General features: G+C 70.5%; 23 protein-coding genes and 1 rRNA gene. 15 read left to right on the top strand and 9 right to left on the bottom strand.

Annotation, left to right across the window (positions count from 1 at the left end):
* Nucleotides 1-422 precede the first annotated feature (422 nt).
* Nucleotides 423-959 carry a P-loop nucleotide/nucleoside kinase family protein gene (locus J2S55_RS45810; protein ID WP_306874634.1) on the top strand — a complete coding sequence of 179 codons (537 nt, stop codon included), beginning with the start codon at nt 423-425 and terminating at the stop codon, nt 957-959.
* Nucleotides 960-1,052: 93 nt separating this feature from the next.
* The gene (locus tag J2S55_RS45815; RefSeq protein WP_306874635.1) at nt 1,053-1,655 is read left to right on the top strand and encodes a class I SAM-dependent methyltransferase; all 603 of its coding nucleotides are present in this window, start codon (nt 1,053-1,055) and stop codon (nt 1,653-1,655) included.
* Nucleotides 1,656-2,169: 514 nt separating this feature from the next.
* On the opposite strand, the gene J2S55_RS45820 is transcribed toward J2S55_RS45815, so the two are convergent.
* A complete protein-coding gene (locus J2S55_RS45820; protein ID WP_306874638.1) occupies nt 2,170-2,703 on the bottom strand; it encodes a MarR family winged helix-turn-helix transcriptional regulator in 534 nt (177 codons plus the stop codon).
* A gap of 497 nt (nt 2,704-3,200) precedes the next feature.
* Here J2S55_RS45820 and J2S55_RS45825 point away from each other — a divergent pair, with 497 nt between their 5' ends.
* Both J2S55_RS45825 and J2S55_RS45830 read left to right on the top strand, forming a co-directional pair.
* Entirely contained in the window at nt 3,201-4,316 is a 1,116-nt protein-coding gene (locus tag J2S55_RS45825) for a globin domain-containing protein (protein WP_306874640.1), read from the top strand.
* A 109-nt stretch (nt 4,317-4,425) separates the two neighbouring features.
* Nucleotides 4,426-5,505: a WD40/YVTN/BNR-like repeat-containing protein gene (locus tag J2S55_RS45830; protein ID WP_306874642.1), complete on the top strand. Its 1,080-nt coding sequence runs from the start codon at nt 4,426-4,428 to the stop codon at nt 5,503-5,505.
* 142 nt (nt 5,506-5,647) lie between these two features.
* Here J2S55_RS45830 and thyX read toward each other — a convergent pair whose 3' ends face one another.
* The 3 genes from thyX to J2S55_RS45845 form a co-directional block, all read right to left on the bottom strand.
* On the bottom strand, nt 5,648-6,373 hold the full coding sequence (gene thyX / locus J2S55_RS45835; protein ID WP_306874645.1) for an FAD-dependent thymidylate synthase: 726 nt from the start codon (nt 6,371-6,373) through the stop codon (nt 5,648-5,650).
* A gap of 182 nt (nt 6,374-6,555) precedes the next feature.
* On the bottom strand, nt 6,556-7,716 hold the full coding sequence (locus J2S55_RS45840) for an amidohydrolase family protein (protein WP_306874648.1): 1,161 nt from the start codon (nt 7,714-7,716) through the stop codon (nt 6,556-6,558).
* Between the two features lie 117 nt (nt 7,717-7,833).
* Complete coding sequence (locus tag J2S55_RS45845) at nt 7,834-9,975, bottom strand: anthranilate synthase component I (protein WP_306874651.1); 2,142 nt, start codon at nt 9,973-9,975, stop codon at nt 7,834-7,836.
* Nucleotides 9,976-10,314: 339 nt separating this feature from the next.
* Here J2S55_RS45845 and J2S55_RS45850 point away from each other — a divergent pair, with 339 nt between their 5' ends.
* Nucleotides 10,315-11,904 (top strand): CocE/NonD family hydrolase, encoded by a 1,590-nt coding sequence (locus tag J2S55_RS45850; protein WP_306874653.1) that lies wholly within the window; start codon nt 10,315-10,317, stop codon nt 11,902-11,904.
* A 95-nt stretch (nt 11,905-11,999) separates the two neighbouring features.
* On the top strand, nt 12,000-12,953 hold the full coding sequence (locus J2S55_RS45855; RefSeq protein ID WP_306874656.1) for a helix-turn-helix transcriptional regulator: 954 nt from the start codon (nt 12,000-12,002) through the stop codon (nt 12,951-12,953).
* A gap of 13 nt (nt 12,954-12,966) precedes the next feature.
* Here the strand turns inward: J2S55_RS45855 and J2S55_RS45860 are convergent, their stop codons facing one another.
* The gene (locus J2S55_RS45860) at nt 12,967-13,887 is read right to left on the bottom strand and encodes an SDR family oxidoreductase (protein WP_306874658.1); all 921 of its coding nucleotides are present in this window, start codon (nt 13,885-13,887) and stop codon (nt 12,967-12,969) included.
* A 293-nt stretch (nt 13,888-14,180) separates the two neighbouring features.
* Between J2S55_RS45860 and J2S55_RS45865 the strand changes: the two genes are divergently transcribed.
* Nucleotides 14,181-15,440 (top strand): arginine deiminase, encoded by a 1,260-nt coding sequence (locus J2S55_RS45865; RefSeq protein WP_306874661.1) that lies wholly within the window; start codon nt 14,181-14,183, stop codon nt 15,438-15,440.
* Between the two features lie 304 nt (nt 15,441-15,744).
* Here J2S55_RS45865 and J2S55_RS45870 read toward each other — a convergent pair whose 3' ends face one another.
* Both J2S55_RS45870 and J2S55_RS45875 read right to left on the bottom strand, forming a co-directional pair.
* Nucleotides 15,745-17,118, bottom strand: coding sequence for a GntP family permease (locus J2S55_RS45870; protein WP_306874664.1), 1,374 nt, complete (start codon nt 17,116-17,118; stop codon nt 15,745-15,747).
* A gap of 1 nt (nt 17,119) precedes the next feature.
* Complete coding sequence (locus J2S55_RS45875; RefSeq protein WP_306874667.1) at nt 17,120-17,854, bottom strand: gluconokinase; 735 nt, start codon at nt 17,852-17,854, stop codon at nt 17,120-17,122.
* 117 nt (nt 17,855-17,971) lie between these two features.
* Between J2S55_RS45875 and J2S55_RS45880 the strand changes: the two genes are divergently transcribed.
* Nucleotides 17,972-18,703: a FadR/GntR family transcriptional regulator gene (locus J2S55_RS45880; protein ID WP_306874669.1), complete on the top strand. Its 732-nt coding sequence runs from the start codon at nt 17,972-17,974 to the stop codon at nt 18,701-18,703.
* Nucleotides 18,704-18,747: 44 nt separating this feature from the next.
* Here J2S55_RS45880 and J2S55_RS45885 read toward each other — a convergent pair whose 3' ends face one another.
* Nucleotides 18,748-19,206, bottom strand: coding sequence for an SgcJ/EcaC family oxidoreductase (locus J2S55_RS45885; RefSeq protein WP_306874672.1), 459 nt, complete (start codon nt 19,204-19,206; stop codon nt 18,748-18,750).
* 92 nt (nt 19,207-19,298) lie between these two features.
* Here J2S55_RS45885 and J2S55_RS45890 point away from each other — a divergent pair, with 92 nt between their 5' ends.
* The 7 genes from J2S55_RS45890 to J2S55_RS45920 all read left to right on the top strand — a co-directional run bounded on the left by J2S55_RS45890 (nt 19,299) and on the right by J2S55_RS45920 (nt 25,300).
* A complete protein-coding gene (locus tag J2S55_RS45890) occupies nt 19,299-19,754 on the top strand; it encodes a MarR family winged helix-turn-helix transcriptional regulator (protein WP_306874675.1) in 456 nt (151 codons plus the stop codon).
* A gap of 266 nt (nt 19,755-20,020) precedes the next feature.
* On the top strand, nt 20,021-21,238 hold the full coding sequence (locus J2S55_RS45895) for an acyltransferase family protein (protein ID WP_306874678.1): 1,218 nt from the start codon (nt 20,021-20,023) through the stop codon (nt 21,236-21,238).
* A 117-nt stretch (nt 21,239-21,355) separates the two neighbouring features.
* Entirely contained in the window at nt 21,356-21,910 is a 555-nt protein-coding gene (locus J2S55_RS45900; protein ID WP_306874680.1) for a VOC family protein, read from the top strand.
* Entirely contained in the window at nt 21,910-22,551 is a 642-nt protein-coding gene (locus tag J2S55_RS45905) for a carboxymuconolactone decarboxylase family protein (protein ID WP_306874682.1), read from the top strand. Before J2S55_RS45900 ends, J2S55_RS45905 begins: the two co-directional genes overlap by 1 nt.
* Before the next feature lie 130 nt (nt 22,552-22,681).
* Nucleotides 22,682-22,897, top strand: coding sequence for a DUF3311 domain-containing protein (locus J2S55_RS45910; RefSeq protein ID WP_306874685.1), 216 nt, complete (start codon nt 22,682-22,684; stop codon nt 22,895-22,897).
* A gap of 4 nt (nt 22,898-22,901) precedes the next feature.
* Complete coding sequence (gene mctP / locus J2S55_RS45915; protein ID WP_306874687.1) at nt 22,902-24,497, top strand: monocarboxylate uptake permease MctP; 1,596 nt, start codon at nt 22,902-22,904, stop codon at nt 24,495-24,497.
* A gap of 119 nt (nt 24,498-24,616) precedes the next feature.
* Entirely contained in the window at nt 24,617-25,300 is a 684-nt protein-coding gene (locus tag J2S55_RS45920; protein WP_306874691.1) for a TauD/TfdA dioxygenase family protein, read from the top strand.
* A 122-nt stretch (nt 25,301-25,422) separates the two neighbouring features.
* Here J2S55_RS45920 and rrf read toward each other — a convergent pair.
* A 5S ribosomal RNA gene (gene rrf / locus J2S55_RS45925) occupies nt 25,423-25,539 on the bottom strand.
* Nucleotides 25,540-25,559: the final 20 nt, after the last annotated feature.

A 25,559-nucleotide genomic window follows, 5' to 3' on the forward strand; every position in this document is an offset into this window, starting at 1 on the left:
GCCGGTCGCCCCCCGATCGTCTGAGCCGCTCCGGGTGACGCGGCCCTCATCCGGTCACAGAGACCACCGGCCCGTACGATCGCAGAGACCACCGGCCGGAAACACCGCCACCCGCATGTCTCCGCCCGCGGCGGCCACCGGGCGGGCCGCGGAGCGGTGCACGGCTCCGTGGATCTCACGGCTGCCGGATTTCACGCGCGGTCCACTGCCGGGCAGGTCACCAGCGACCCCGCCCAGACCGGACCGTCCCGTGCGGACCGCACTCAGGAGATCCGGCACGCGAGGATGAGCGGGATCATCCGGTGCGACAAGGACACGTGCACCGCGGAGGTGACCACTCGCGGCTGTACGGCCGAGCGTCCAGACGGTCAACGAGATCGATTCATATGTGCGACCTCATCGGCGTGGATACACTCGCCATCATGATCATCTGGTTGAACGGCACCTTCGGCGCGGGCAAGACGACCACTGCCAAGGAGCTCGTCAGGCTGATCCCGAAAGCACGGATCTTCGACCCCGAAGAGGTCGGATTCATGCTGCGACACGTCCCCGGCCTGCCCGAGGTCAGCGACTTCCAGGATTGGCGGCCATGGCGCGGCCTGGTCGTGGAGACGGCTTCGCAGCTGCTCGACTATGTCGGCGGTGTTCTCGTCGTCCCGCAGACGGTCCTCGTCGAGCAGTACTGGGCGGAGATCCACTCCGGACTCGAGAAGGCCGGCATCCCCGTCCACCATTTCCTGCTCCACACCGACCAGGACACTCTCGTTCACCGGATCGAGACGGACACCGTCGAGACCGGAGCCCGGCAATGGCGGCTCGACCATGTCCCGGACTATCACACCGCCCTGTCCTGGCTGAGCCGGGAGGCAGAGATCATCGACACGACCGGGACCCCGCCGGCACAGGTGGCCCGAGCCGTCGCGGCCGGCGTCGAGGCGAGGAGCGCAGGCGGTCAGTGACTCCGAAGACGCTCGGTCGCCGCCTCTCGGGCAGAAGGCGGTCGGAAGGCGGTCGGGAAAGCGTCGCTCCGCCGTACTGCGGAAGGATCAAACATGACGGTCACCGATCATCGGTGGAACCACAACATCCACTACCATCCGCTGGTCCTCGGCGCCGTCCCTCGCGGCGCGAAGAACGCACTCGACATCGGCTGCGGCGAGGGCATGCTGGCGAGGAAACTCCGCCGCGTCGTGCCGGACGTGGTAGCCGTCGACCTCGACGAGGTCAGCATCGACCTTGCCCGGGCGCACGACGACGGCGCCGACATCGACTACGTGCTCGCGGATTTCCTGACTCACCCGTTCGAACGAGACTCGTTCGACCTGATCGTCTCGGTCGCCACGCTCCATCACATGGATGCCGCCATGGGTCTGGAGCGGATGCGTGAGCTCCTGCGGCCTGGCGGAAATCTGGTGATCATCGGGTTGGCCCGCAGTCGCTTGCCGAATGATCTCCCCTTCGAGCTGCTCGGCATAGCCGCCAACCGCCTCCACGGGTTGACCAAGAATCACTGGGAGCACCCGTCGCCGATGGCGTCACCTCCGGTGACATACGCCACGATGAAGGAGCTCGCCGCGCGGATCCTTCCCGGAAGTCGTTACCGCCGGCACCTGCTCTGGCGCTACTCGCTCACCTGGACCAGGCCGGTCGGATGACCCCAGGGACGGCGGGGCCCGCCCTGGTCCACTTCATTGATCTTCGCCGCGCAGCCGTTGCCCGAGATGGGGCAGCGGCGTCTGCGGCTCAACGGGCTCTGGGGCACCCCCCGAAGCGGAGCTCGTCGATCAGAGGGAAGAGCGCGATCGGCATGGCCAGGACGGTGGCGGCGAGATCGGTCGCGAAGGAGCCCCACGGGGTGGGGCGCTGAAGGATGATCCGCCGGCCCCCGGAGTCGGACCGCGGCTTCGGCGGGCGCCGCGCACGGGCCGCCGGTCCCCGTCGGCGCGCGGGGCGGGCATCGGGGGGAGTCGGATGACGGCGACCAGCGAGGCGAGGCCGGCAAGGGCTTGGGACGCGTATGCGGCGGGGTAGTGCCACTGCGCGAGCACGAGACCGGCGAGTGCGGACCCGACGAGCATGGCGACCTGAAAGGCGACGTTCTGCGGGGCGAGCCCGGCGGCGACCTGGTCGACCGGGAGCAACCGGCCGGGGAAGGTGCGCCGTGCCAGGTCACGGGCGCGGCTGCGTCGGCGTGGACGTGTCCGTGGGCGCCGGGCCGGCATGAGGCTCATCGAGGTGGGCGACGATCCGATCCCGCATGGGCCGCCGCTCCAGGGCGCGCTGCAGCTCGGTGACGACAGCGCTGAGCGCATGGGGGATCTCGTCGTCGAGCTCCGCGACGGCCGCCTCGGTCGCGCGCCACTCGGCCTCGAGGAAGGGGACGAGGGCTCGGCCACGGTCAGTCAGGGTGATGCGGCGCGTGCGGGCGTCGGTACCGAGCTCGGAATCGACCAGGCCCTCACGCCGCATCGCTGCGAGCGTCTGGCTCATCGCGGAGTGCGAGCGGTCCAGCGAATCCGCCAGCTCACGGATCGTCAGCGGCCCGGTATGCGCGAGGCGGATCAAGGGGTAGGCGAACCGGGGACGGACGCCCTCGATGCCCCGCTCGGTGTATACGGATTCGATCTGGGCGTCCATGGCGGCCAGCAGGAGGTGGAGCGCCTGCCATCGCCCGGGCGACGCGGTGGGGTCCAAAGATGCCATAGCGCTAATATAACAGCACTTATATAAATGCACTCACACAGATCAGTTTCCCCGAAGCCGCCCCAGTCGCGAAGTGCGGCGTTTTCACAGGTCACCGCCTGCCCCCCACGGGGGACACCCGCCCCGGGTCCGGGCGACCCGGCCGGCCGGGGCCGCACGCCCCCTCCAGCGGAGGCCGCCCCCGAGGCCCGAGGTGTGGACCATGACAGGAATCCACAGAACGGGTAAACCGTCAACTTCGGGTAAATGCGATTCTTATTCACTTATCCCTTCGAATGCAAGTAGCGTAGTCACGGAGAATAACAAGTCAATTACTGATAGTTGCAATTCCCACTATATTATGGAGAAACGGTTGTGACGTGCACATGGTGATGGAAGACTCAAATTTGAGCGACCAAGTGTGCCGGGGCCGTTGGACGCTCGTCACCCGGAGCCGTCAGGGAGGTGGATCAGCGTGATCGGACTTTGGTCCGATCAATTAGGGTGGGTTCGATCACATGTCTTTGAATCCGCGACTCGTCAAGGAGAGCTTCGCCGTCGTCGAGCCTGTCGCCGACAAGGCCGCGGCATACTTCTACGGCCGCCTGTTCGCCGAGAGCCCGCATCTGCGGGGGATGTTCCCCCCGGCCATGAACGTCCAGCGCGATCGCCTGTTCAGCGCCCTGACCAGGATCGTCTGGAGTCTCGACAGCCCGGGCAGCCTGTCGTCGTTCCTCGGGCAGCTCGGCCGCGACCACCGCAAGTACGGGGTGATCGCCGAGCACTACACCGCGGTCGGCAACGCGCTGCTTGCCACGGTCAGGCGCTTCGCCGCCGAGATCTGGACCGCCGAGATCGAGGCGGCGTGGGTCGCCGCGTACACCGTCGCCGCCGATCTCATGATCGAGTCGGCCGAGTCCGACTCGGGGGTCTCGCCCGCGTGGTGGCTGGCCGAGGTGATCGACCACGAGCTCCGCACTCCGGACATCGCGGTGATCACCCTGCGTCCCGGCCAGCACCTGCCCTACCTGCCGGGCCAGTACGTCAACGTGCAGACCGCACGCTGGCCGCGTGTCTGGCGCGTGTTCTCCATCGCGAACGCGCCACGGGAGGACAACACCATCCGCCTGCACGTGCGGGCGGTCCCCGGTGGCTGGGTCTCCACCGCGCTGGTCGAGCACACCAGGATCGGCGACACCCTGATGCTCGGCCCGGCGGTCGGCTCGATGGTCCCCGCCGACTCCGGCCGCGACATCCTGTGTGTCGCGGGAGGCACCGGGCTCGCCCCGCTCAAGGCCGTCGTGGAGCACGTGATCGCCTCGGGGCGGCGGCCCGGCATCCATCTGCTGTGCGGCGCGCGGCACTCACGGGAGCTCTACGACCTGCCCGACCTGATCCGGATGGAGTCGTCCTTCCCCTGGCTGAGGGTGCTGCCCGTGGTCTCCGACGAGCCCGGCTACGACGGCCTGCGGGGCCGGGTGCCCGAGGTGATGGAGCGCTTCCACTCCTGGACCGACCACGACGTCTACGTCTGCGGCCCGGCGGCCATGGTCAACGAGACCGTCCGCAGGCTGCAGCGGGGCGGGGTGCCCCTGGCCGACATCCGCAGGGACGTCGTCCACGGCGAGCCCTGAACGGCGTCCACGGCCCGGGGACGGGCGCAACCCACGGAGATCCACCGAGATCCGGGCGGGGCACCTCATGAGGTGACAGCATGAGGCCACATCCGAAGGGAGACCCGTCATGCACGACACGCTCCTCGCCATAGGCACCCGCAAGGGCCTGTTCCTGGCCCGCTCAGCTGGGGGCGGACCGTTCGAGGTCGAGCCGGTCCGCTTCTCCACCATCGGCGTGCACTCGGTCGCGATCGACACCCGCGGTCCGGTGCCCCGCATTCTCGTCGGGATCGAATACGGCCACTTCGGCCCCTCGGTGATGTGGTCGGACGACCTCGGCGAGACCTGGCAGGAGGCGGGCAAGGCCCCGATCGCCTTCCCCGAGGAGACCGGGGCGGCGCTCACCCGCGTCTGGCAGCTCCAGCCCTCCCCGTCCGAGCCGGAGGTGGTGTGGGCCGGGGCCGAGCCGGGGGCCCTGTTCCGCTCCGATGACCGCGGCGTCACCTTCTCCCTGGTGGAGGGGCTGTGGAACCATCCGCACCGGCCCCAGTGGGCGCCCGGTTTCGGCGGTCTGTGCCTGCACACGGTGCTCCTCCACCCGAGTGACCCCAAGACCATGGCGGTCGCGGTCTCCTCCGGGGGCTTCTACCGCAGCACCGACGGCGGAGTCTCCTGGGAGGCCGCCAACCGGGGGATCCGCGCCCCATTCCTCCCCGAGGGGTCGCAGTACCCCGAGTTCGGGCAGTGCGTGCACAAGGTGGACATGCATCCGTCCCGGCCGGAGCGGCTCTTCCTCCAGCACCACTTCGGCGTCTACCGCAGCGACGACTTCGGCGGCTCGTGGACCTCCGTCGGCGACCCGCTCCCCTCCGACTTCGGTTTCCCGCTGGTCGTGCACCCCGACCGGCCCGACACGCTGTATGTCTTCCCGCTCCAGGCCGACGTGGACCGCACGCCCGTCGACCATCGCTACCGGGTCTTCCGCAGCGACGACGCGGGCGCGTCGTGGCGGGCCCTGGCCGACGGGCTGCCCGAGGGCCCGGTCCACGCCGCCGTGCTGCGTGACGCGATGTGCGCCTCGGGGACGGGGATCTTCTTCGGCACCCGCGACGGCGAGGTGTACGGCTCGCGCGACGACGGGGAGAGCTGGTTCTCCGTCGCCCGGCACCTGCCGGACGTGCTGACCGTACGCGCGGCGGCGCTCTGAGCCGGGCGCGCTCCGGCCGGGGAGGTCTCCCGATGGCCGGTCGCACCGGCCGGGAGACCGCCGCCCCGGCCCTCGGCGCTCCCCGCGCCGGCCTCCCGGCCCCGCCCGCGGGAGGCCGGGAGGGCCGGGGGCGGCGGGAAGGCTAGGGAGCGCTCCGGCCGTTGGCGACGAAGGCCGCGTGGGTGAGGGGCATGAGCGCCGCCCAGGCGGCCTCCATCTTCTCCGCCACCATCTCGATCTCCCGCTGCGGGAACGAGGGCACCTTGGCCTGCTCGTTCTTGGTGCGCAGGGAGAGGAAGTGCATCAGCGAGCGGGCGTTGCACGTGGCGTACATCGAGGAGAACAGGCCGACGGGCAGCACCGCCCTGGCCACCTCGCGGGCGATCCCGGCCTCCAGCATCTCCTGGTAGGCGGCGTAGGACTGCCGGTAGGCCGCCTCCATCGCCTCGGTCGTGATCTTGTGCTGCTCCTCGCTGCCCTCGACGAAGACGTACTTGCCCGGACGGCCCTCCTGAACCAGCTTCCGCTCCGCGCCCGGGACGTAGAAGTTGGGCTGCAGCTCCCGGTAGCGGCCGCTCTCCTCGTTGTAGGACCAGCCGACCCGGTGGCGGTGGAACTCGCGGAAGACGAAGATCGGGGCGCTGACGAAGAAGGTCATCGAGTTGTGCTCGAAGGGGCTGCCGTGCCGGTCGCGCATCAGGAAGTTGATCAGCCCCTTGGACCGCTCGGGGTCCTTGTGGATCTCCTCCAGGGACTGCTCCCCCGCGGTCGACACCCGCGCCGCCCAGAGCACGTCGGAGTCCGAGGCGCTGTGTTTGACCAGCTCGACGGTTACGTCGTCGAGGAAACGCGGCTGACTCAGGTCCATGGGCGCAGACCTTTCCGGTGAAGGGGACGGGATCCAGGCAAGCCTAGCGCCGCCCCCGGCGGAGGCCGCGGGCGGCGCGGCGGAGCGGGCCCGGACGAGGCTGCGCGCGGCACGGCGGAGCGGGTCCGGCGGGACGGAGGGCGCCGGAGGACGGATCCACGCGGCGCGCGACGGTGGCGCGGCTACAGCCGGTAGAGCCGGCGGGCGTTGCCGGAGCCGATCAGGTGGGCCACGCGGGCCGCGTCCGGGACGCTCCACTCGTCGTCGGCCAGCCGTACGGCCAGCGCCCTGGCCAGGCTCCGCCGGTAGTACAGGGCGCCCAGGTGGCAGGTCTCGGCCACGCCGTGGCCGTCGGAGCCGAACAGTTGCTTGTGGAAGGGGACGAGCTCCAGCAGCTCCCCCATGACCGCGGCAGACCCCGCGGCGGTGCGGGTCAGCACGAGGCCGATGTCCACGTAGACGTGCGGGAAGACGTTGGCGAGATAGGCCGCCTGGCGGTGGAAGGGGTAGCAGTGCAGCAGGACGACCGGCACGCCGATCGGCTGCAGCGCCCGGACGAAGCCCGTCATCAGCGCCGGGTCGGCGCGGTGGAGGTCCAGGCCGGGATCACCATAGCCGGTGTGGAACTGCAGCGGCAGGCCGCGCTCCCTGGCCACGTCCACGGCCGCCCAGAGCAGGTGGCGCAGCAGCACCGGATCGGTGAGCCGCGCACCGGGGCGGGCCAGCCGCCGGCCGGCCGCCGCGATCACCGAGCCCCGGCCCGGCCGCGCGGGGTCGAAGTCCAGGCCGTGCCGGTAGGCGATGGCCGACTTGAGGCCGACGGCGCGGGCGGCCCCGTCGGCGAGCCCCTGACCGAGGGCGGAGATGTAGGAGACCGGGGAGGACGCCTTCTCGGCGACGTCCTGCTCGATCTGCTCGATCCGGATGATCTCGTCCGCCGCCGCGTCGCCCAGCCGGCCCATCTCGGCCGCCGAGAGCAGTTCGGGGCCGTCGGGGCCGGTGTCGACCAGGAAGGCCACGATCCCGGCCGCGCGCAGCAGCCGCCGGTTCACCTCGGCGGGCCCCAGCTCGGTCCGGCGGGCCAGGTAGACGGCCGGCGGCGCGTGCGGGTCCAGGTCGAGGACCGGGGCGCACCAGCGGCGGACCGCGGCCCCGGCGGGGGTGTCGAAGTGGGTGGTACCGGGCGGCGCCGGGGTCCCGGCCTCGGTGATCAGCCTCTCGAAGCGGGCGCGGGTCAGGTCGTCGCGGCGGACCCCGCGGCAGTGGTGGTCGACCAGCGGTGCCAGCAGGGCCTCCCGGACCGGGCCGGGCAGCTCGACGGGCAGCGTGTCCCGCGCTCTCATGTCGGCTCCTCCCACGGCTGCGGGCGGGCCGGCTCGGCCGGCCCGCCCGCGGTCCTACGGCAGGAGCACTCTATGGCTACCGAGCGTGATCTCGTGTGCCTTTACGCACGCGTGCCACTACGCAGAGGTACGGCAGAGCCGCAGGACGTTGGAGATGATCCTGGCTCCGGCTCCGCCCTCGGCGGTGAGAATGGACTCGGGGTGGAACTGCACCGCGAAGCGCCTGTTCGCCACGTCCTCGATCGCCATCACCGCGCCGTCGGGGGTCAGTGCGGTGGCGGTGAAGCCGGTGACCCCCGGCTGCTTGGCGTGGAGCGAGTGGTAGCGGGCGGCGGTGAACTCCTCCGGGAGCCCGTCCAGCAGGGCGCTGGCGCCGATCCGGCGCACCCTCCCGCGCTTGCCGTGCTCGGGGTGGGACAGCAGCTCCAGCGTGCCGCCCGCCTGCTCGACCATGCCCTGCAGGCCCAGGCAGACGCCGAACACCGGCAGGTCGCGCTCGTAGAGCGCCCTGACCAGCTCCGTCAGGCCGAAGTCCGACGGCCAGCCGGGGCCGGGCGACAGCACCACGAGCGACGGCGCGATCTCGTCGATCATGCCGGTGGGGAAGCCGTGCCGGAGCGTGACGACCTCCGCCCCCTGCTGACGGAAGTAGTCGGCCAGAGTGTTGACGAAGGAGTCCTCGTGGTCGACGAGCAGCACCTTCATCCCCTCGCCCGGCTGCTCCCGGGCCGGTTCCGGCGCGGCCTGCGCCTGCGGGGCCGCGCCGACCGCGGCCAGGGCGCCGAGCAGGGCGCTGGCCTTGAGCTCGGTCTCCCGCTCCTCGGCCTCCGGGTCGGAGTCGAACAGCAGCGTGGCCCCGGCCCTGACGGTGGCGACGCCGCCGCGGATCTGCGCGGTGCGCAGGGTGAGGCCGGTGTTCATCGAGCCGTCGAAGCCGATGTAGCCGACCGCCCCGCCGTACCAGCGCCTGGTGGTGGCCTCGTGGTCCTCGATGAACTGCATCGCCCAGGACTTGGGGGCGCCGGTGACGGTGACGGCCCACATGTGGGTGAGGAAGGCGTCCAGCGCGTCGAACTCCGGCCGCAGGCGGCCCTCGATGTGGTCGACGGTGTGGATCAGCCGGGAGTACATCTCGATCTGGCGCCGGCCGATGACCTGGACGCTGCCCGGCACGCAGATGCGGGACTTGTCGTTGCGGTCCACGTCGGTGCACATGGTCAGCTCCGACTCCTCCTTCACGCTGGACAGGAGGGTGCGGATCGCCTCGGCGTCCTCGATCGGGTTGCCGCCGCGGGCGATCGTGCCGGAGATCGGGCAGGTCTCGACGCGGTCGCCGCTGACCCGGACGTACATCTCCGGGGAGGCGCCGACCAGGTGCTCGCCCTCGCCGAGGTTGAACAGGAACTCGTACGGCGCGGGGTTGACCTGGCGCAGCCCCCGGTAGAAGGCGGCGGGGTCGGTGCAGGGGGCGTGGAAGACCTGGCCGGGGACGACCTCGAACAGGTCGCCGCGGACGAACTTCTCCTTGGCCGCGGCCACGACCTTCGCGTAGGCGCCCTTCTCCGGATCGGCGGGCAGCTCGGTGGGGGCGGCGGGCAGCGGGACGCTCTCCCCCTCACGGGTCAGGCCGTGCGTGGAGGCCCCGTCCACGGTGAACTCGTAGCGGTATTCCTTGCTGGTCTCCCGCTTGCGGTCGATCACCATCACCCGGTCGGGCAGGTGCAGCACGAGGTCGCGCTGGTCGTCCGCCCGGGTGAGGACCTGCCGGACCGGCTCGAACTGGAAGGCCAGGTCGTATCCGAAGGAGCCGTACAGCCCAAGGTGCTCGTCCTCACCCTTGAACGCGGCGATGACCTCGCGGATCGCGGTGAAGACCGTGGGGCGGCGGCTGCGCATCTCCTCGGGGAGGATGTCCTCCGACTCGGCGACGTAGACCTCGACGTGGTCGGCGCTCACCTCCCCGATGGGCTTGCCCGCGGCCAGCAGGCAGGACGTGACGGCCGGCAGCACGACCCTGCCCCGCGCGTTCAGGGCGCGGGCGGCGATCCTGCGGCCCCTGGCCACGATCTCCAGGCAGGGGTCGACGTAGGCCAGGTGCCACCGGCTGTAGCGGCCGGGATACTCCATCCCGGAGGAGAGCACGCCTCCGCGACGTTCGCCGAGCGTCGTGACGACGTCTTCGAGCACCGTCTCGGGCACATCGGACACCGTGACCTCGACCTTGATGCCACCGGCGGTGGTATATCCGCTCGTCTCCACTTGCAGCCTCGCCCCTTAGTCGTTACTTGTGCCCAGAGGAGGCGGACATGGAGAGGGCCGCCTGTCCGGGCGGCCGTCTGTGTGCTCGCGAATGCGAAACCTGCGCCGCCTAGAAGCGACGCCACCACTGAAGGGTGTCGGGGTATCGCATACCGCCCACAGTACCGGCGGAAACCGTGATCATGCAACGTGACCGGAAGGACGGCGATTCGCGGCCCGGCGCCGTGACCGGCCCGGACGCCCCCGCCGGACGGCGCGGCCCACCGGGCGGGGACCGCATGACCGGGCTCACACCGGCCGCCTCTGGCCCACCCGGGGGTGATCTGTTACGAGTGATGGATGCCCCCGTATCGCGTTCTTGTCCAGCGTGACCTGCCGGTGCCGATGAGCGACGGGGTCACGCTGCTGGCCGACCGCTACGTGCCGGTCGGCGCCGTGCGGCCGCCCACGGTCCTGGTCCGCTCGCCGTACGGCAGGCGCGGCGTGTTCGGACTGGCCTTCGGCCGGGCGTTCGCCCGGCGGGGTTTCCAGGTCCTCCTGCAGAGCTGCCGGGGCGGCTTCGGCTCCGGCGGCCTGCTCGACCCGCTCGGCGACGAGCACGAGGACGGGCTGGCCACGCTGGCCTGGCTGCGCGGGCAGCCTTGGTACGGCGGGAGCCTGGCGATGCACGGCCCCTCCTACCTGGGCTACACCCAGTGGGCGATCGCCCCGTTCGCCGGCCCCGACCTGAAGGCCATGGCCACCTCGGTCACCGCCTCCCAGTTCCGCGACGCCGCCTACGTGGGCGGGGCGTTCGCCCTGGAGTCCTCGCTGATCTGGACCACGCTGACCGCCTCGCTGGAGACCCGGTTCGGCGGGGCGGGCGCGCTGCTGGCCCCCCGCAGGACCCGCCGCGCGGCGCTGTCGGGACGCCCGCTCGGGGAGCTGGACGTCCTGTCGGCCGGCAGGGGCCTGCCGTTCTTCCAGGACCTGCTGACCCACCACGCCGACCCGGCCCCTTACTGGGGCAGGCGCGACTTCTCGGCCGCGGTGGGCCGGGTGGAGGCGGCGGTCACCATGGTCGGCGGCTGGTACGACGTGTTCCTGCCGTGGCAGGTCAAGGACTACACGGCCATGCGGGCCGCCGGGCGGCGGCCGTACCTGACCATCGGCCCGTGGTACCACGCCGACGTCCGGCACGGCCGGGTGGCCAACGCCGACGCGCTGGCCTGGTTCAGGGCGCATCTGCTGGGCGACCCGTCGGGGCTGCGGGAGCAGCCGGTCAGGCTGTACGTCACCGGCGCCGGCGAGTGGCGCGACTATCCCGACTGGCCGGTGCCGGGCATGCGGGAGCAGCGCTGGCACCTGCAGCCGGGCTCCGCCCTCTCGCCGGACAACCCCCAGGACTGCGGGCCCGACCGCTACCGCTACGACCCCGCGCACCCGACCCCCGCGCTGGGCGGCCCCGTCCTGCTGGGCAACTCCGAGCCGCGCGACAACCGCCGCCTGGAGGCCCGGCGCGACGTGCTGGTCTACACCGGCCCCGAGCTCCGCGAGGACACGGACATGATCGGCCCGGTCTCCGCCGACCTGTACGTCCGCTCCAGCGGCGAGCACGCCGACCTGGTGGTGCGGGTCTGCGACGTGCACCCGGACGGCGCGTCCTACAACGTGTGCGAGGGCGTGCGCCGCCTGGCGCCCGGCGCTCCCCCGGCCGGTCCCGACGGGGTCCGCCGCGTCCGGGTGGACCTGTGGCCGATCGGCCACCGCTTCCGGCGCGGTCACCGGATCCGCCTGCACGTGGCCGGGGGCGCCTATCCCCGCATCGCCCGCAACCTCGGTACCGGGGAGCCGCTCGGCACCGGCCGCGCGATGGTCGCGGCCGACCACGAGGTCTTCCACGACCCGGCCCGTCCCTCCGCGGTCGTGCTCCCCCTCGTCCCCGGATGAGCGGGCCCGGCGGGCGGGGCCCGATCGAGGGCGGCTCCCGGGGCCGGGCCGTCGCGGCGTCCGGCCCCGCGGGGCGGACGGGTTAGGGTCGGGGGATGCGCGCCGCCAGGTTGATGTCGTTGGTGCTGCTGCTGCAGGCCAGGGGGGGCATGACCGCCGTGGAGCTGGCGCGGGAGCTGGAGGTCTCCGAGCGGACCGTCCACAGGGACGTGCTGGCCCTGGCGGAGGCCGGGGTGCCGGTATACGCCGACCGCGGCCGGGGCGGGGGATACCGGCTGCTCGACGGATACCGCACCCGCCTGACGGGGCTGGACCGCGCGGAGGCCGAGGCGCTCTTCCTTTCCGGCGTGCCGGAGGCCCTGCGGGAGATGGGCCTGAGCGAGGTGGCGGCCACGGCCCGGCTGAAGGCCTCGGCCGCGCTCTCACCCGGCCTGCGCGACGCACCGGCGACCGCCGCGCAGCGCTTCCATCTCGACGCCCCCGGCTGGTTCGCGAGCGAGAGACCGCCACCGGAGGCCCTGGCCCCGCTGGCCAGGGCCGTGTGGGGCGACCATCCGGTCACCGCCCTCTACCGGGGGGCGGAGCGGACGCTGGAGCCGTACGGGCTCGTGCTCAAGGCCGGGGTGTGGTATCTGGCGACCCGGTCGGCGATCTACCGGGTGGACCGCTTCGCCGGGGTCGAGATCCACTCCGGCCGGCGCTTCGAGCGGGACCGCGGCTTCGACCTGGCCGCGTTCTGGGGTGGGCGCGCCGCCGAGTTCGCCCACTCCCTGCTGACCATGCATGTCACCGTACGGCTCAGCCCCGCCGGCCGTCGCGGGCTCCCCCACGTCGCCGACCCCGCGGCCCTCGACGACGCGCTGGCCTCGGCCGGAGAGCCCGACGGCCAGGGCTGGGTCACGCTCTCGCTGCCCGTGGAGTCGCTGGAGGTCGCCCACGCGCAGATCCTCCGGTTCGGCCCGGAGGCCGAGGTCCTCGACCCGCCCGAGCTCCGCGCCGCCCTGGCCCGGGCCGCCGCGAGGCTGCACGCCCTGTACGGCCCGGCCTGACGGCCCCGGCCCGTCAGCGGTATCCGGTCGCGTCGGCGGGCCCGCCCCTGTCCTGGACCTCCACGATGTAGCGCCAGGCGTCCGGCCGGCTGCCGTCGACGTCGGTGAAGCCGTACACCTGGGCCAGTTGCCCGCTGGAGAGGGACTGCCCCGACCAGCGGCCCCGGTCCTCGTCGGCCGCCAGCGCGACGACCGCGCGGCCGGTGTAGGCCGGCGACTCCGAGATCACGAAATGCGGCTGCTCGGCGGTGGCGTCGCGCCAGTTCTCCTCCGTGACGCCGAAGAGCTCAAGCATCACCTCCGAGCGCAGCCAGCCGGGCGTCAGCGAGACCGCGGTGCAGCCGTGCGGGCGGAGCTCGTGAGCCTGGGAGAACGCCAGGCGGTTCACCGAGACCTTGGCCAGGTCGTAGAAGAACGAGACCCGGTAGTTCGCGGCGTTGTACTCCGCGGTTCCGTCGGTCACCTCGACGACCAGGCCGCCGGGGTTCCTGATCAGCAGGGGCAGGGCGTGGTGGCTGGTGATGAGATGGGTGTCGATCGCCAGCCGGAGCAGCCGCAGGCCGTCCTCCAGCGAGTGCTCCCAGAGCGGGGTGTCCCACGCCGCCAGCGTCTCGCCGCCCCAGATGTCGTTGACGAGCAGGTCGAGCCTCCCCTGCTCGCGGTCGATCCGCTCCACCAACTCCCGCACCTGCTCGGGGTCCAGGTGGTCGACCTGGATCGCGATCCCCTCCCCGCCCGCGCGCGTCACCAGCTCGGCGGTCTCCTCGATGGTCTCCGGGCGGTTCATCTCCGAGCGCCGCTCCCGGGTGCTCCGCCCGGTGCAGTAGACCGTGGCCCCGGCGCCGCCCAGCGCGACCGCGATCGCCCGTCCCGTCCCCCTCGTCGCCCCGGCGACCAGAGCGACCTTCCCCTTCAACTTCGGTGTGGTGTGCATGCCGACGATGCTGGCAAGAAAAGAGGACATCTCATGTCATGTTTTCGCGGCTCATTTCACGCCGGGGACGGCGCGAGCGCTTCTTCCCAGGGACGCGCGAACGGTGGGTGTTCAAAGCTCACATACAGGGGAAAACGCCAATATGTTCTTCGGCCGGCGGAGAGGATCACCACCATCGCGCTGACGGCCATCCGCCAGGGCCCACGGGGCAGCGGCCGATCGACCCAGGTGTCGCCCCTCCTCGATGGACTCGATGGAACGGAGCATCACCGCACACGGACGGAGACATCACCATGACCACTCCAGCCTTCGGCGTGCACTCCGAGGTCGGCGCACTCCGCAAAGTCATCGTCCACCGGCCCGACATGAGCCTGAAACGGCTGACGCCGACGAACAACGACAGGCTGCTCTTCGACGACATCCTGTGGGTCGAGCACGCGCAGAAGGAGCACGACGCGTTCGTCACCGTGATGCGCGAACGCGGCGTCGAGGTGTTCTTCCACCAGGAACTGCTGGCACAGGCCCTGGAGGCGGCCCCCGAGGTGAAGCGGCGGGCCGTCGAACAGGCCGTCACCCATCTGACCGTCGGCCCCGCCCTGGTCGACGCCGTCCGCGAGGAGCTGTCCACCTGGAGCGGCAAGGACCTGGCGGCCCACCTCATCGGCGGCCTCACCAAGGAGGAGTTCGACGTCCGCGGCTTCGACACCCGCTCCCTGGTCGCGGCCTCGGCCGGCCTGCAGCAGTTCGTGCTCCCGCCGCTGCCCAACTCCCTCTACCAGAGGGATCCCGCCGCCTGGCTGTACGGCGGCGTCTCGCTCAACCCGATGTTCTGGCACGCGCGGCTGCTGGAGACCATGAACCAGAGCACGATCTACCACCACCACCCCATGTTCACCGGCGCGGACTTCTCCTACTGGTACCCGCCGAGCGGCGACGACGCCGACTTCGACGAGGAGGACTACGGCAAGGCCGCGCTGGAGGGCGGCGACATGATGCCCATCGGCAACAAGACCGTGGTCATCGGCATCAGCGAGCGCAGCACCCCGCAGATGATCGAGCACATCGCCCTGGCGACCTTCGCCGCCGGCGCGGCCGAGCGCGTCATCGCGGTGAACGTCCCCAAGCGCCGCTCCTACATGCACCTGGACACCGTGTTCACCTTCCTCGACGTCGACAAGGCCTCCGCCTACCTGCCCTTCCTGGAGACGGCCACCACCCACTCGCTGCGCCCCGGCGACCGGGCCCGGACGCTGGACGTCCGCGCCGAGAGGAGCTTCGTCGACGCCGTCGAGAATGCGCTGGCCATCCCCGAGCTGAACATCATCCCCACCGGCGGGGACGACAGCCAGCAGGCCCGTGAGCAGTGGGACTCCGGCAACAACTTCTTCGCCCTGGAGCCCGGCGTCGTCGTCGGGTACCACAAGAACCAGTTCACCAACCGCAAGCTCCGCCAGCACGGCGTCGAGGTCATCGAGATCGAGGGCTTCGAGCTGGGCAAGGGCCGCGGCGGCACCCACTGCATGACCTGCCCCATCCTGCGCGACGGCATCTGAGGCCCGCCCACCGGCGACCGCGTGATCCGCCTGGATGAGCGCGGAAGACCTTCCGCGCGGGAGCTCGGCGGAGCACGGCGCACGGCGCCGGTGGGGTTTCAGGGCCCGTCGTGACGCGCTCTGTCCTGCCGTCGTGACGCGCTCTTTTCTGCCGTCGTGACACGTTCTGTCCTGCCGTCGTGACGCGCTCTGTTCTGAAGGGAGCGTTCCGTGTCGGCAGCGGCAGCTTGTGAGGGCGCGCGGGCTGTGACCGGGCGAACCTTCCCGGTCACAGCCCTGAAAGGACGCCGCTTCCGGACACGACCTAGACGACCAGGTTCAGCAGCAGGACCAGCACCAGGCCGGTCACCGAGATGACGGTCTCCATCACCGACCAGGTCTTGATGTTCTGGCCAACGGTGAGACCGAAATACTCCTTGACCAGCCAGAAACCCGCGTCGTTGACGTGCGAGAAGAACAGCGAGCCCGCCCCGATGGCCAGCACGAGCAGCGAGGTCTCCCCGGTGCCGAGGTCGGCCACCAGCGGCGCCAGGATCCCGGAGGCCGTGACGGTCGCGACGGTCGCCGACCCCGTGGCGAGCCGGATGAGCACGGCCACCAGCCACGCCAGCAGCAGCACCGACAGCCCGCTGCTCTCCACCCACCCCGCGATGAGCCCGCCGATACCGGTGTCGATCAGTGTCTGCTTGAAACCGCCGCCGGCGGCCACGATCAGCAGGATGCCCGCGATCGGCGGCAGCGACTGCTCCAGGGACTTCGCGATCGACTTCTTGTCCATGGCGGCGCCGCCGCCCAGGGTGAACATCGCGACGATGACGGCGATCAGCAGGGCCACCAGCGGGGTGCCGAGGAAGTCGAGCACCATGCGTGCGGCGTTGTCCTTGGGGGCGAAGATGGCGGCCAGGGCCTTGCCCATCATCAGCACGACCGGCAGCAGCACGGTGGCCAGGGTGGCGGGGAACGACGGCCGCCGGGCGTCCTCCGCCTCGGGCTTGGTGGTGTAGAGGTCCGGCGCCGGGACGTCCACCCAGCGGGCGGCGTACTTGGAGAACAGCGGCCCGGCGACCGCCACCGTCGGGATGGCGACCAGCACGCCGAGGGCCAGGGTGATGCCCAGGTCGGCCTTGAGCGCGTCGATGGCGACCAGCGGTCCCGGGTGGGGAGGCACGAGCCCGTGCATCACCGACAGGCCGGCCAGCGCGGGGATCCCCACCCGGATCAGGGACAGTCCGGAGCGGCGCGCGACGAGGAAGATGACCGGCATCAGCAGGACGAGGCCGATCTCGAAGAACATCGGCAGGCCGATCAGCGCGCCCACCGCGGCCATCGCCCAGGGCAGGGATCTGGGGCTCGACCGGCCGACGATCGTGTCGACGATCTCGTCGGCCCCGCCGGAGTCGGCGAGCAGTTTGCCGAACATCGCACCGAGCGCGATGAGCGTGCCGACACCGGCCGCCGTGCTGCCGAACCCGGTGGTGAAGCTGGTGATGGTGTCGGCCATCGACAGCCCCGCGATGGCCCCCACGGCCAGCGACCCGAGGGTCAGGCTCAGGAAGGGATGCACCCGGAAATAGGTGATCAGCAAGACGATCAGCGCGATGCCGACGAGCGCCGCGGGGAGCAGCCGGCCGGGGGAGGCCGTGGCGGGGGCGGCGAGGGCGATCAGGGCGGTGCTCATTTCACTCTCCTCGACTTTCCGGGGTTTCGGCGTCCGGTTGCGGGCCGGTGGGGTCCGCGGCGCGCGACCGCCTCCCGGAGGACGGCGCCGCCGTGTGCGACCGCTCCTGGGAGGACGGGGCCGCCGTGTGCGACCGCTCCTGGGAGGACGGGGCCGCCGTGTGCGACCGCTCCTGGGAGGACGGGGCCGCCGTGTGCGACCGCTCCTGGGAGGACGGGGCCGCGGCGAGATATGCCTCCACGAGCTCGTCGACGGGCCTGTCGAGGTCGAGGACGATCCCGTGCTCGTCCGGCTCCAGCGGCTCCAGGGTCTCGAACTGCGAGGCGACCAGTGAGGCCGGCATGAAGTGCCCCGGCCGGCCGGACACCCGCCTGCGTACGACCTCGATGTCGCCGGCGAGATGGACGAAGCCCACCGCCGGCGCCGAGTGCCGCAGGACGTCGCGGTAGCCGCGCCTGAGCGCCGAGCAGCTCACCACGCCACCGCCGGCGGCGTGCCCGGCGAGCCAGGAACCGATCGCCCGCAGCCACGGCAGCCGGTCGTCGTCGTCGAGCGGGACGCCGGCCGACATCTTGGCGACGTTGGCCTCGCTGTGGAAGTCGTCGGCGTCCGCGAAGGGCACCCGCAGCCGCTGGGCGAGGGCGGCGCCCACAGTGGTCTTGCCCGAACCGGTCACGCCCATGACGACGAGCAACGGGGCGGAAAGTGAATCCGCCGGGTTCTGAGCGGGATCCATGGGAAAGCCTCTCGTGTCGAGCTTTGCGACAGCGTGACACGTTTAGTCATATGCAATCAAGAGTTAACGGCAATAAATCATATCTTTAACGCTCGATGGAGGTGTGGATGGAGAGTCGTGCGAAGATTGGTCGCCGTGGGCGTCAATGACCAGACCAGTTGGGGGCTGCACCAGAGCGTCCTCGACAAGCTCGGCATGCTGATCGCCTCAGACGGCCTCAGCGCCGGCCAGGTGCTGACGATCGAGGAGCTGGAGCTCCGCTTCGGGGTGTCCCGGTCGGTGATCCGCGAGACGATCCGCGTTCTCGAATCGATGGGGTTGGTGAGCAGCCGCCGTCGTGTCGGCGTCATCGTGGCCCCGCGGGCGCGGTGGAACCTGTTCGACCCACGGATCATCCGCTGGCGGCTCGCTGGGGAGGGCCGCGCCGAACAGCTCCGGTCCCTCGGCGAGCTGCGCCGCGGCGTCGAGCCGGTGGCCGCGGCCCTTGCCGCGCGGTACGCCACCCCCGAACAGTGCGGCGCGCTGACCGGCGCCGTCATGCAGATGGCCGTGCACGGCAGGTCCGGCGATCTGGAGGCCTACCTGGCGGCCGACATCCTCTTCCACCGCACGCTGCTGGAGGCTTCCGGCAACGAGATGCTGGGCGCGCTCACCGACGTGGTCGCCGAGGTGCTGTCGGGCCGGACGCATCATCACCTGATGCCGGCCCACCCCGAGCCGGCGGCGATCCGGTGGCACGCGGAGGTCGCGCAGGCGGTGCAGTCAGGAGACGCCGTGGCCGCCGAGCGCGCCATGCGCGACATCGTCGACGAAGCGACCCGGGCGATGCTGGGCGACGCCCCCGAGTGAAACCCGAGCGGCGGGTCCGGGCTGGGAGACCGGACTGATGGGGTTCAGTGGCGGGCCGAGGGCTTGGTGGCGGGCTGGAACTTGAAGGAGATGGCCTCCATCAGGCCCTGACGCTTGGTCTTCTGGATGGCGGCGATCCGCCAGTCGCCGTCGGCGCCACGGACGATCGTGTAGGTCTGGACCTTGCCCAGCTTCTTCGGCCTGTCCTTGTAGGTGTCGCCACGGGTGACCACGACGGCGGTGTCGGCGCCGTAGAAGCGGATGTCGACGATCTCCATGGCCAGCCGGGTGTCCTTGAGGAAGCTGTCGAACAGCACCTGGTGGGCGCGGCCGATCTCGGCGGAGCCGCGGTAGACGGTGCCGACGAAGGTGACGTCGGTGGCGTCAGGGGCGAAGGCCGCGCCGTAGGCGGCGCCGTCGCCGCGGTCCCAGGCGTCGCGGGCCCGCTCGAGCAGGGCGCGGATGGCGGCGGTGTCGGCCTCGACGCCGGCGATGTGGTCCATGATCCCAACCCTTCCATGATAGCTTCCTCAATAAAACTTCTTCATTGAGGATTTATCTTCTCTAAGGAAGAGATTAGGGAGAGGGTCAACCGATGTCAACATCTGCGATGCGACCGGACGCCGGCGCGGTCTACCGGCGCTACCTGAGCGCGGTCATGCTGCACGGCCACGCCAGCGCCAAGGCCTGCGAGCTGGGCGCCACCGACCTGTACGCGCTCAACATCCTGGAGCTGTCCGGACCGATGACGCCCGGCGAGCTGGGCACGCGCACCGGATTGACGACCGGTCCGACCACCCGGCTGGTCGACCGGCTGGAACAGGCCGGATACGTGCACCGGGCCCCCTCGCCCGACGACCGACGGAAAGTGATCGTCGAACCGGTCGCCAAGCCCGCCAAGCTGGACGAGGTCATGGCCCCCGCCCGGCACAGGATCAGCGAGATCCTCCGCGGCTACTCCCCCGAACAGCTCGAAGTGCTCTTCGACTACTTCACCCGCGCCACCGACGCCTACCATGAGGCCACCGACGACCTGCGCACCGACACCTGACCCCACACCTGTCCCCGACACCTGACCCCGGCACCCGTCCCCCGACACCTGGCCCCGGCACCCCCTGGCCCCCGATCCGGCAGAGGATCATGGACCGGCCGGCAGACCGGCGCGCGTCCGTGGGGCCGGGTCCCACGGCCGAGCGCTCCGGCCGGCGGATCCCGGCCCGTGACCGCCGGACGGTCTGGCGCCAGGCGCCGGGCGGGCCGAGACTGGTCCTGTCATGCGCGGCGACGGGCGGACGCGACGGAGGCGGCGGAGGCGGGATGACGACGGAGCACATCGAAGAGCCCCAGGCGGCGCGGCCGGGGCGACGGCCCGAACTGGACGCGATCCGCACCCTGGTGGTGGTCGGGCTGGTGTTCTTCCATTCGGCGCTGGTGTTCGACACTCGCGACGACTTCTACGTGAAGAACGCCGAGACCACCGAGGCGACCACGGTCGTCGCCGGTCTCGGCGTGGTGTGGGCGATGCCGATGCTCTTCCTCATCGCCGGTCTCGGCTCCTGGCACTCGCTGCGCCGGCGCGGCCCCGCCGGGTTCGCCGCCGAGCGGCTGCGGAGGCTCGGCGTGCCGCTGGTGTTCGCGACACTTACGATCATCCCGGTGCCGCAGTGGCTGCGGCTGCGGGCCGACCCCGGATACCACGAGTCCTACCTGCGATTCCTGCCACAGTTCTTCGACGTGCACCTGGAGCCGGCCGAGTTCCCCTTCGTCGTGCAGGGCAGGTATTTCGAGACCGGGCATCTGTGGTTCGTGGTGCTGCTGCTGGCGTTCTCACTCCTGCTGGCGCCGCTGGCCGGCCGGCTCCCCCGTGACCGCGGCCGCCGGATCCGCGACCGGCTGGTCACCGCGGCACGGTGGCGCGGCGCGGCGCTGCTGCCGGCCGCCCCGGTCGCGGCCGTCAGCGCGCTGCTGGGCCTGGAGGAGGCGTACGCCGGGTGGAGCCGATGGGCGTACCTGCTGTTCTTCCTGTACGGATTCGTGCTCGCCTCCGATGAACGGCTCCGGGCGGCGGTGCGCCGCGACGCGGTGCCGGCCGCCGTGCTCGGCCTGGCCCTGTTCCTGATCGGTATGGTGGGCTTCCTGGCCGTGAGCGACATTCCCGGCGGCGACCCCTTCACGGACATGACCGCGCTCGCCATCGGCGTCCGCACGCTGTACGGCGCGGCGGGCTGGTGCTGGCTGGTCGCGATCACGGGACTCCTCGACCGCCGACGGCCGGCGCCGGCCGCGGCGCAGGACCCGCCACGGAGCCGGGGCCGGCGGCTGTACGGCTATCTGGCCCTCGCCGCGTTGCCGCTGTACATCCTGCACCAGCCGATCGTCGTCGGGGTCGCCTACGGCGTGGTCGGCCGGCAGGCGCCGATGGCGGTCAAATACGCCGTGATCGTCGCGGCCTCCCTTGCCCTGACCGTGGCCGCCTACGACCTGCTGGTGCGCCGCACGAGGGTGACCCGGTCCCTGTTCGGGATGCGCGGCTAGGCGGGCCGCCCCGGCGTCGCCCCCTCCGCGACCCTGCTGCCGCATTACCGCTTCCGGCCATGTTTCGGGTGCCCCCACGAGTGATAAGTAACTCATTACTTCGACAAGTGAGGGGCCATGGGCGACAACACCGAGTTCGAGCTGCGCGGGGTCAACCATCTCGCGCTGGTGTGCTCGGACATGAAGCAGACGGTCGACTTCTACTCCGGCGTCCTGGGCATGCCGCTGATCAAGACCATCGAGCTGCCGATGGGCTGGGGCCAGCACTTCTTCTTCGACTGCGGCGGCGGCAACGCGCTGGCGTTCTTCTGGTTCCCCGACGCCCCGGAGGCGGTGCCCGGCGTCTCGGCGCCGAAGAACCTGCCCGACCGCGGGGAGCTGCTGTCGGCGGTCGGCTCGATGAACCACATCGCCCTCGACGTCGCTCCGGACAAGATCGAGGAATACCGCGACAAGCTGATCGCCAAGGGTGTCGACGTCGGGGTGCTCCTCAACCACGACGACAGCGAGTTCGGCATCGCGCCCACGATGCAGGAGGGGGTGTTCGTCCGGTCGATCTACTTCAAGGATCCCGACGGGATCCTGGTGGAGTTCGCCGCCTGGACCCGCGAGGTCGGCCGGCCCGGCGACGTCCGGCACGAGCCCAGGACCGCGGCGGACAGGACCGTGTGATGCCGCGGCTGCGCCAGGTCCCCCGCGACGAGGTGACCGATCCGCTGACACTGTTCTTCTACGACCGCCTGTTCGGCCCCGACCGGGACCCGGCGGCCGATCCCGGCACCGCGACCGGCTCCCCCGGCGACTGGTGGACGGTCTTCGCCCTGGACCCCGCCATCCTCAAACACTGCGTGAAGGGCTTCCAGCTCTACCGGGAGGCCGGGCTCGACCCCGTGCTGCGCGAGCTGGGCCAGTCGCGGGCCGGATGGGCGCGGGGGAGCCAGTTCGTCTTCTCCCAGCACTGCAAGCAGATGCGGGCGCTCGGGGTGCCGGACGAGAAGGTCCAGGCAGTGGCCTACTGGCAGGTCAGCCCACTCTTCAACGAGATCGAACGGGCCGTGCTGGCCTACACCGACGGTCTGGTGCTCGACGGCGGCCGGGTGCATGACGAGATCTTCGCGGTGCTCAAGGCCCACCTGTCCGACCAGCAGATCCTGGAGCTCACCTACATCACGTGCCTGTATGAAATGCATGCCACGATGTCAAGAGCGCTGCGCCTGGAATTCGACGACCGGCCCGAACAGGTCGTCGAAGTGGACGCTCCTGACGGCTACGGCACCCGCGACATCGCGGACGACCTCCATGTCGGAGGCTGATCTACCGTTCGTCGCGCCAACCACTCCGCTCGGCGATCGGTGACCGCAATGCGACACTCGCATAATTACGCTGCCGGTCAGCTAAGGGGGCGGCTCCAGCCAGCCGCCCTCTCTCCAACTTGAGGAGAGCGTGTTGACCACTCCCGACAGGGACCGGGGCGATCGCAGTCCATGGAATTGGCTGCTGATCCTACCGATCATCCTACCTTTGCTGCCTTTTCTCTTCAACTTCGACGAGCCCCGGATCTTCGGTTTCCCACGGTTCTACTGGCTCCAGTTCGCCTTCATCGCGGTCGGCGTCGTGTGCACCACGGTCGTCTACCAGATGACCAAGCGGAGGCGGTGACCCCGTGAGCGAGCACCTGACTGAGATCATCATTTTCTCCGTGCTGTTCCTGCTCGTCAGCGGCATGGGCTTCGTGGCCGCACGCTGGCGCCGTCCGGACAACCTGGCCACCCTGGACGAGTGGGGGCTGGGCGGCCGGAACTTCGGCGCCTGGATCACCTGGTTCCTCATCGGCGGCGATCTCTACACCGCCTACACCTTCGTGGCCGTGCCCGCCCTGCTCTGGAGCGCGGGCGCGATGGGCTTCTTCGCCGTGCCGTACACGATCGTGGTCTATCCGATCGTGTTCCTGGTGTTGCTGCGGCTCTGGTCGGTCTCGCACGTCCACGGCTTCGTGACCCCCGCCGACTTCGTCCGAGCCCGCTTCGGCTCCCCCACGCTGGCACTGCTGATCGCGATCACCGGAATCGTCGCGACGATGCCCTACATCGCGCTCCAGCTCATCGGCATCGAGGCCGTGCTGAAGTCGATGGGGGTGACCGGCCATCTGCCGATCATCATCGCGTTCGCCATCCTGGCCGCGTACACCTACCAGTCGGGCCTGCGCGCCCCGGCACTGATCGCCTTCGTCAAGGACACGCTGATCTACATCGTGATCCTGGTCGCGATCTTCGCGATCCCCGCCCAGATCGAAGGCGGCTGGTCGGGGATCTTCAGCGCGGCCCAGGCCAAGTTCGACGCCACGCCCGCACCGGGTGACGGCATCCTGCTCAACGCCAACAACCAGCTGCAGTACATCACCCTGGCCCTGGGCTCGGCGCTGGCCCTCTTCCTCTACCCGCACAGCATCACCGGCGTGCTGGCCTCGAAGAACCGTGACGTGATCAAACGGAACATGTCCGCGCTCCCGGCCTACAGCCTGCTGCTCGGCCTGATCGCGCTGCTCGGATACATGGCCATCGCGGCCGGGGTCAAGCCCATCGGCACCGACAACAACACGATCGTGCCCCAGCTCTTCGACAGGATGTTCCCCGACTGGTTCACCGGCGTCGCCTATGCCGCGATCGGCATCGGCGCGCTGGTCCCCGCCGCGATCATGTCGATCGCCGCGGCGAACCTGTTCACCCGTAACATCTACAAGGAGTATCTGAAGCCGGACGCTGACGAGGCCGACGAGGCCCGGGTCTCGAAGATCACCTCGCTGCTCGTCAAGGTCGGCGCGGTGCTGTGCATCCTGTTCCTCGACACCGGTTTCTCCATCGACCTCCAGCTCATCGGCGGCGTCATCATCCTTCAGACGCTCCCGGCGGTGGCGCTCGGCCTCTACACCCGCTGGTTCCACCGCGGCGGCCTCGTCGCCGGATGGGTCGCGGGCATGGCCGCCGGGGTGCTGCTGCTCTACAACATCGGCAACCCGGTCACCGGCAAGCTGCACTTCGCCGGGTCGGCGTTCCCGCTGGAGAAGCTCGGCCTGGACACCAAGATGACCATCTACGCGGGCGTCCTCGCCCTGGGCGTCAACCTGATCGTCGCCGTCGCCGGCACGTTCATCGCCCGCGGCCTCAAGGTGGCCGAGGGCGACGACGCCACCCGGGCCGACCACTACCTCGCCGACGAGGGCGACCCCCGCATCAAGGAGCTCGACCTCACCACCCCCTGACCTCCCGTACGGCCCGCACCCGCGTAGACGGATGCGGGCCGTACAGAGCCCGGCCACAAAACATGCATTTCCTACTTGATTAGTTGACAATTATCGATGGGGAGACCTACGTTGAACGCGTGACCCTCCGGCTGTACCTCACGACACGCCACCACGTGGACCTCTGCCGCGTGGCCAGCGCGCTGTGTCCTTCCGTCGTGACCTTCGTCGACCGCCCGCCGCTGGCCTCGGTGCTGCGCGCCGTGACCGTCCCTCCGGCCGGCGGCGACACCCTGTGGGCCAACACGGTGACCGCCTACGAGAACCTGCCGCGGGAGCTGGCCGACCTGGTCGAGAACCTGCGCGCCGTCCACACCAACCAGTTCGACTACGCCAGAATCGCCGCCTCCGCCGATCCCGAGCGGACCCGTCAATACGCCGAGGTCTTCGCCTCCACCGTGTTCGAGACCGAGCATCCCGTCGTCCGGGTCCACCCGGAGACGGGTGAGTGGTCGATCCTGCTGGGCGACTTCGCCAAACGCGTCGTCGGCCTGCCCACGGACATCTCCGCCGCCGTGATCCGCCTGATCCAGGAGCAGGTCACCCAGGTCGAGAACACCGTCCGCTGGCGGTGGTCCCCGGGCGACGTCGCGATCTGGGACAACCGGGCGACCCAGCACCGGGTCGTGCACGACTTCGACGGCCGGCCCCGCCGCCTGCACCGGGTCACCGTCGCGGGTGACGTCCCGGTAGGCGTGGACGGCCGCCCGAGCACGGCCCTGTCCGGCGACGCCTCGTCATACTCCTCGCTCGTCGCCGCCTGAGAGACCTCCCGATCCAGCCCGCCCGGTCTCCTCCGCCGGGCGGGCTTTCCGGGGAAAGGCCCAAAAAGCCCCCGGAACGCAGGAAAGGCCACCCCCGAAGGGATGGCCTTTCCTGAATGATTGTCCGGCGGCGACCTACTCTCCCACACCGTCCCCGGTGCAGTACCATCGGCGCTGAAGAGCTTAACTTCCGGGTTCGGAATGTAACCGGGTGTTTCCCCTTCGCCATAACCGCCGTAACACTATGAAACTGTCAAAC

It is taken from the genome of Streptosporangium brasiliense, assembly GCF_030811595.1.
Classification (GTDB): Bacteria; Actinomycetota; Actinomycetes; order Streptosporangiales; family Streptosporangiaceae; genus Streptosporangium; species Streptosporangium brasiliense.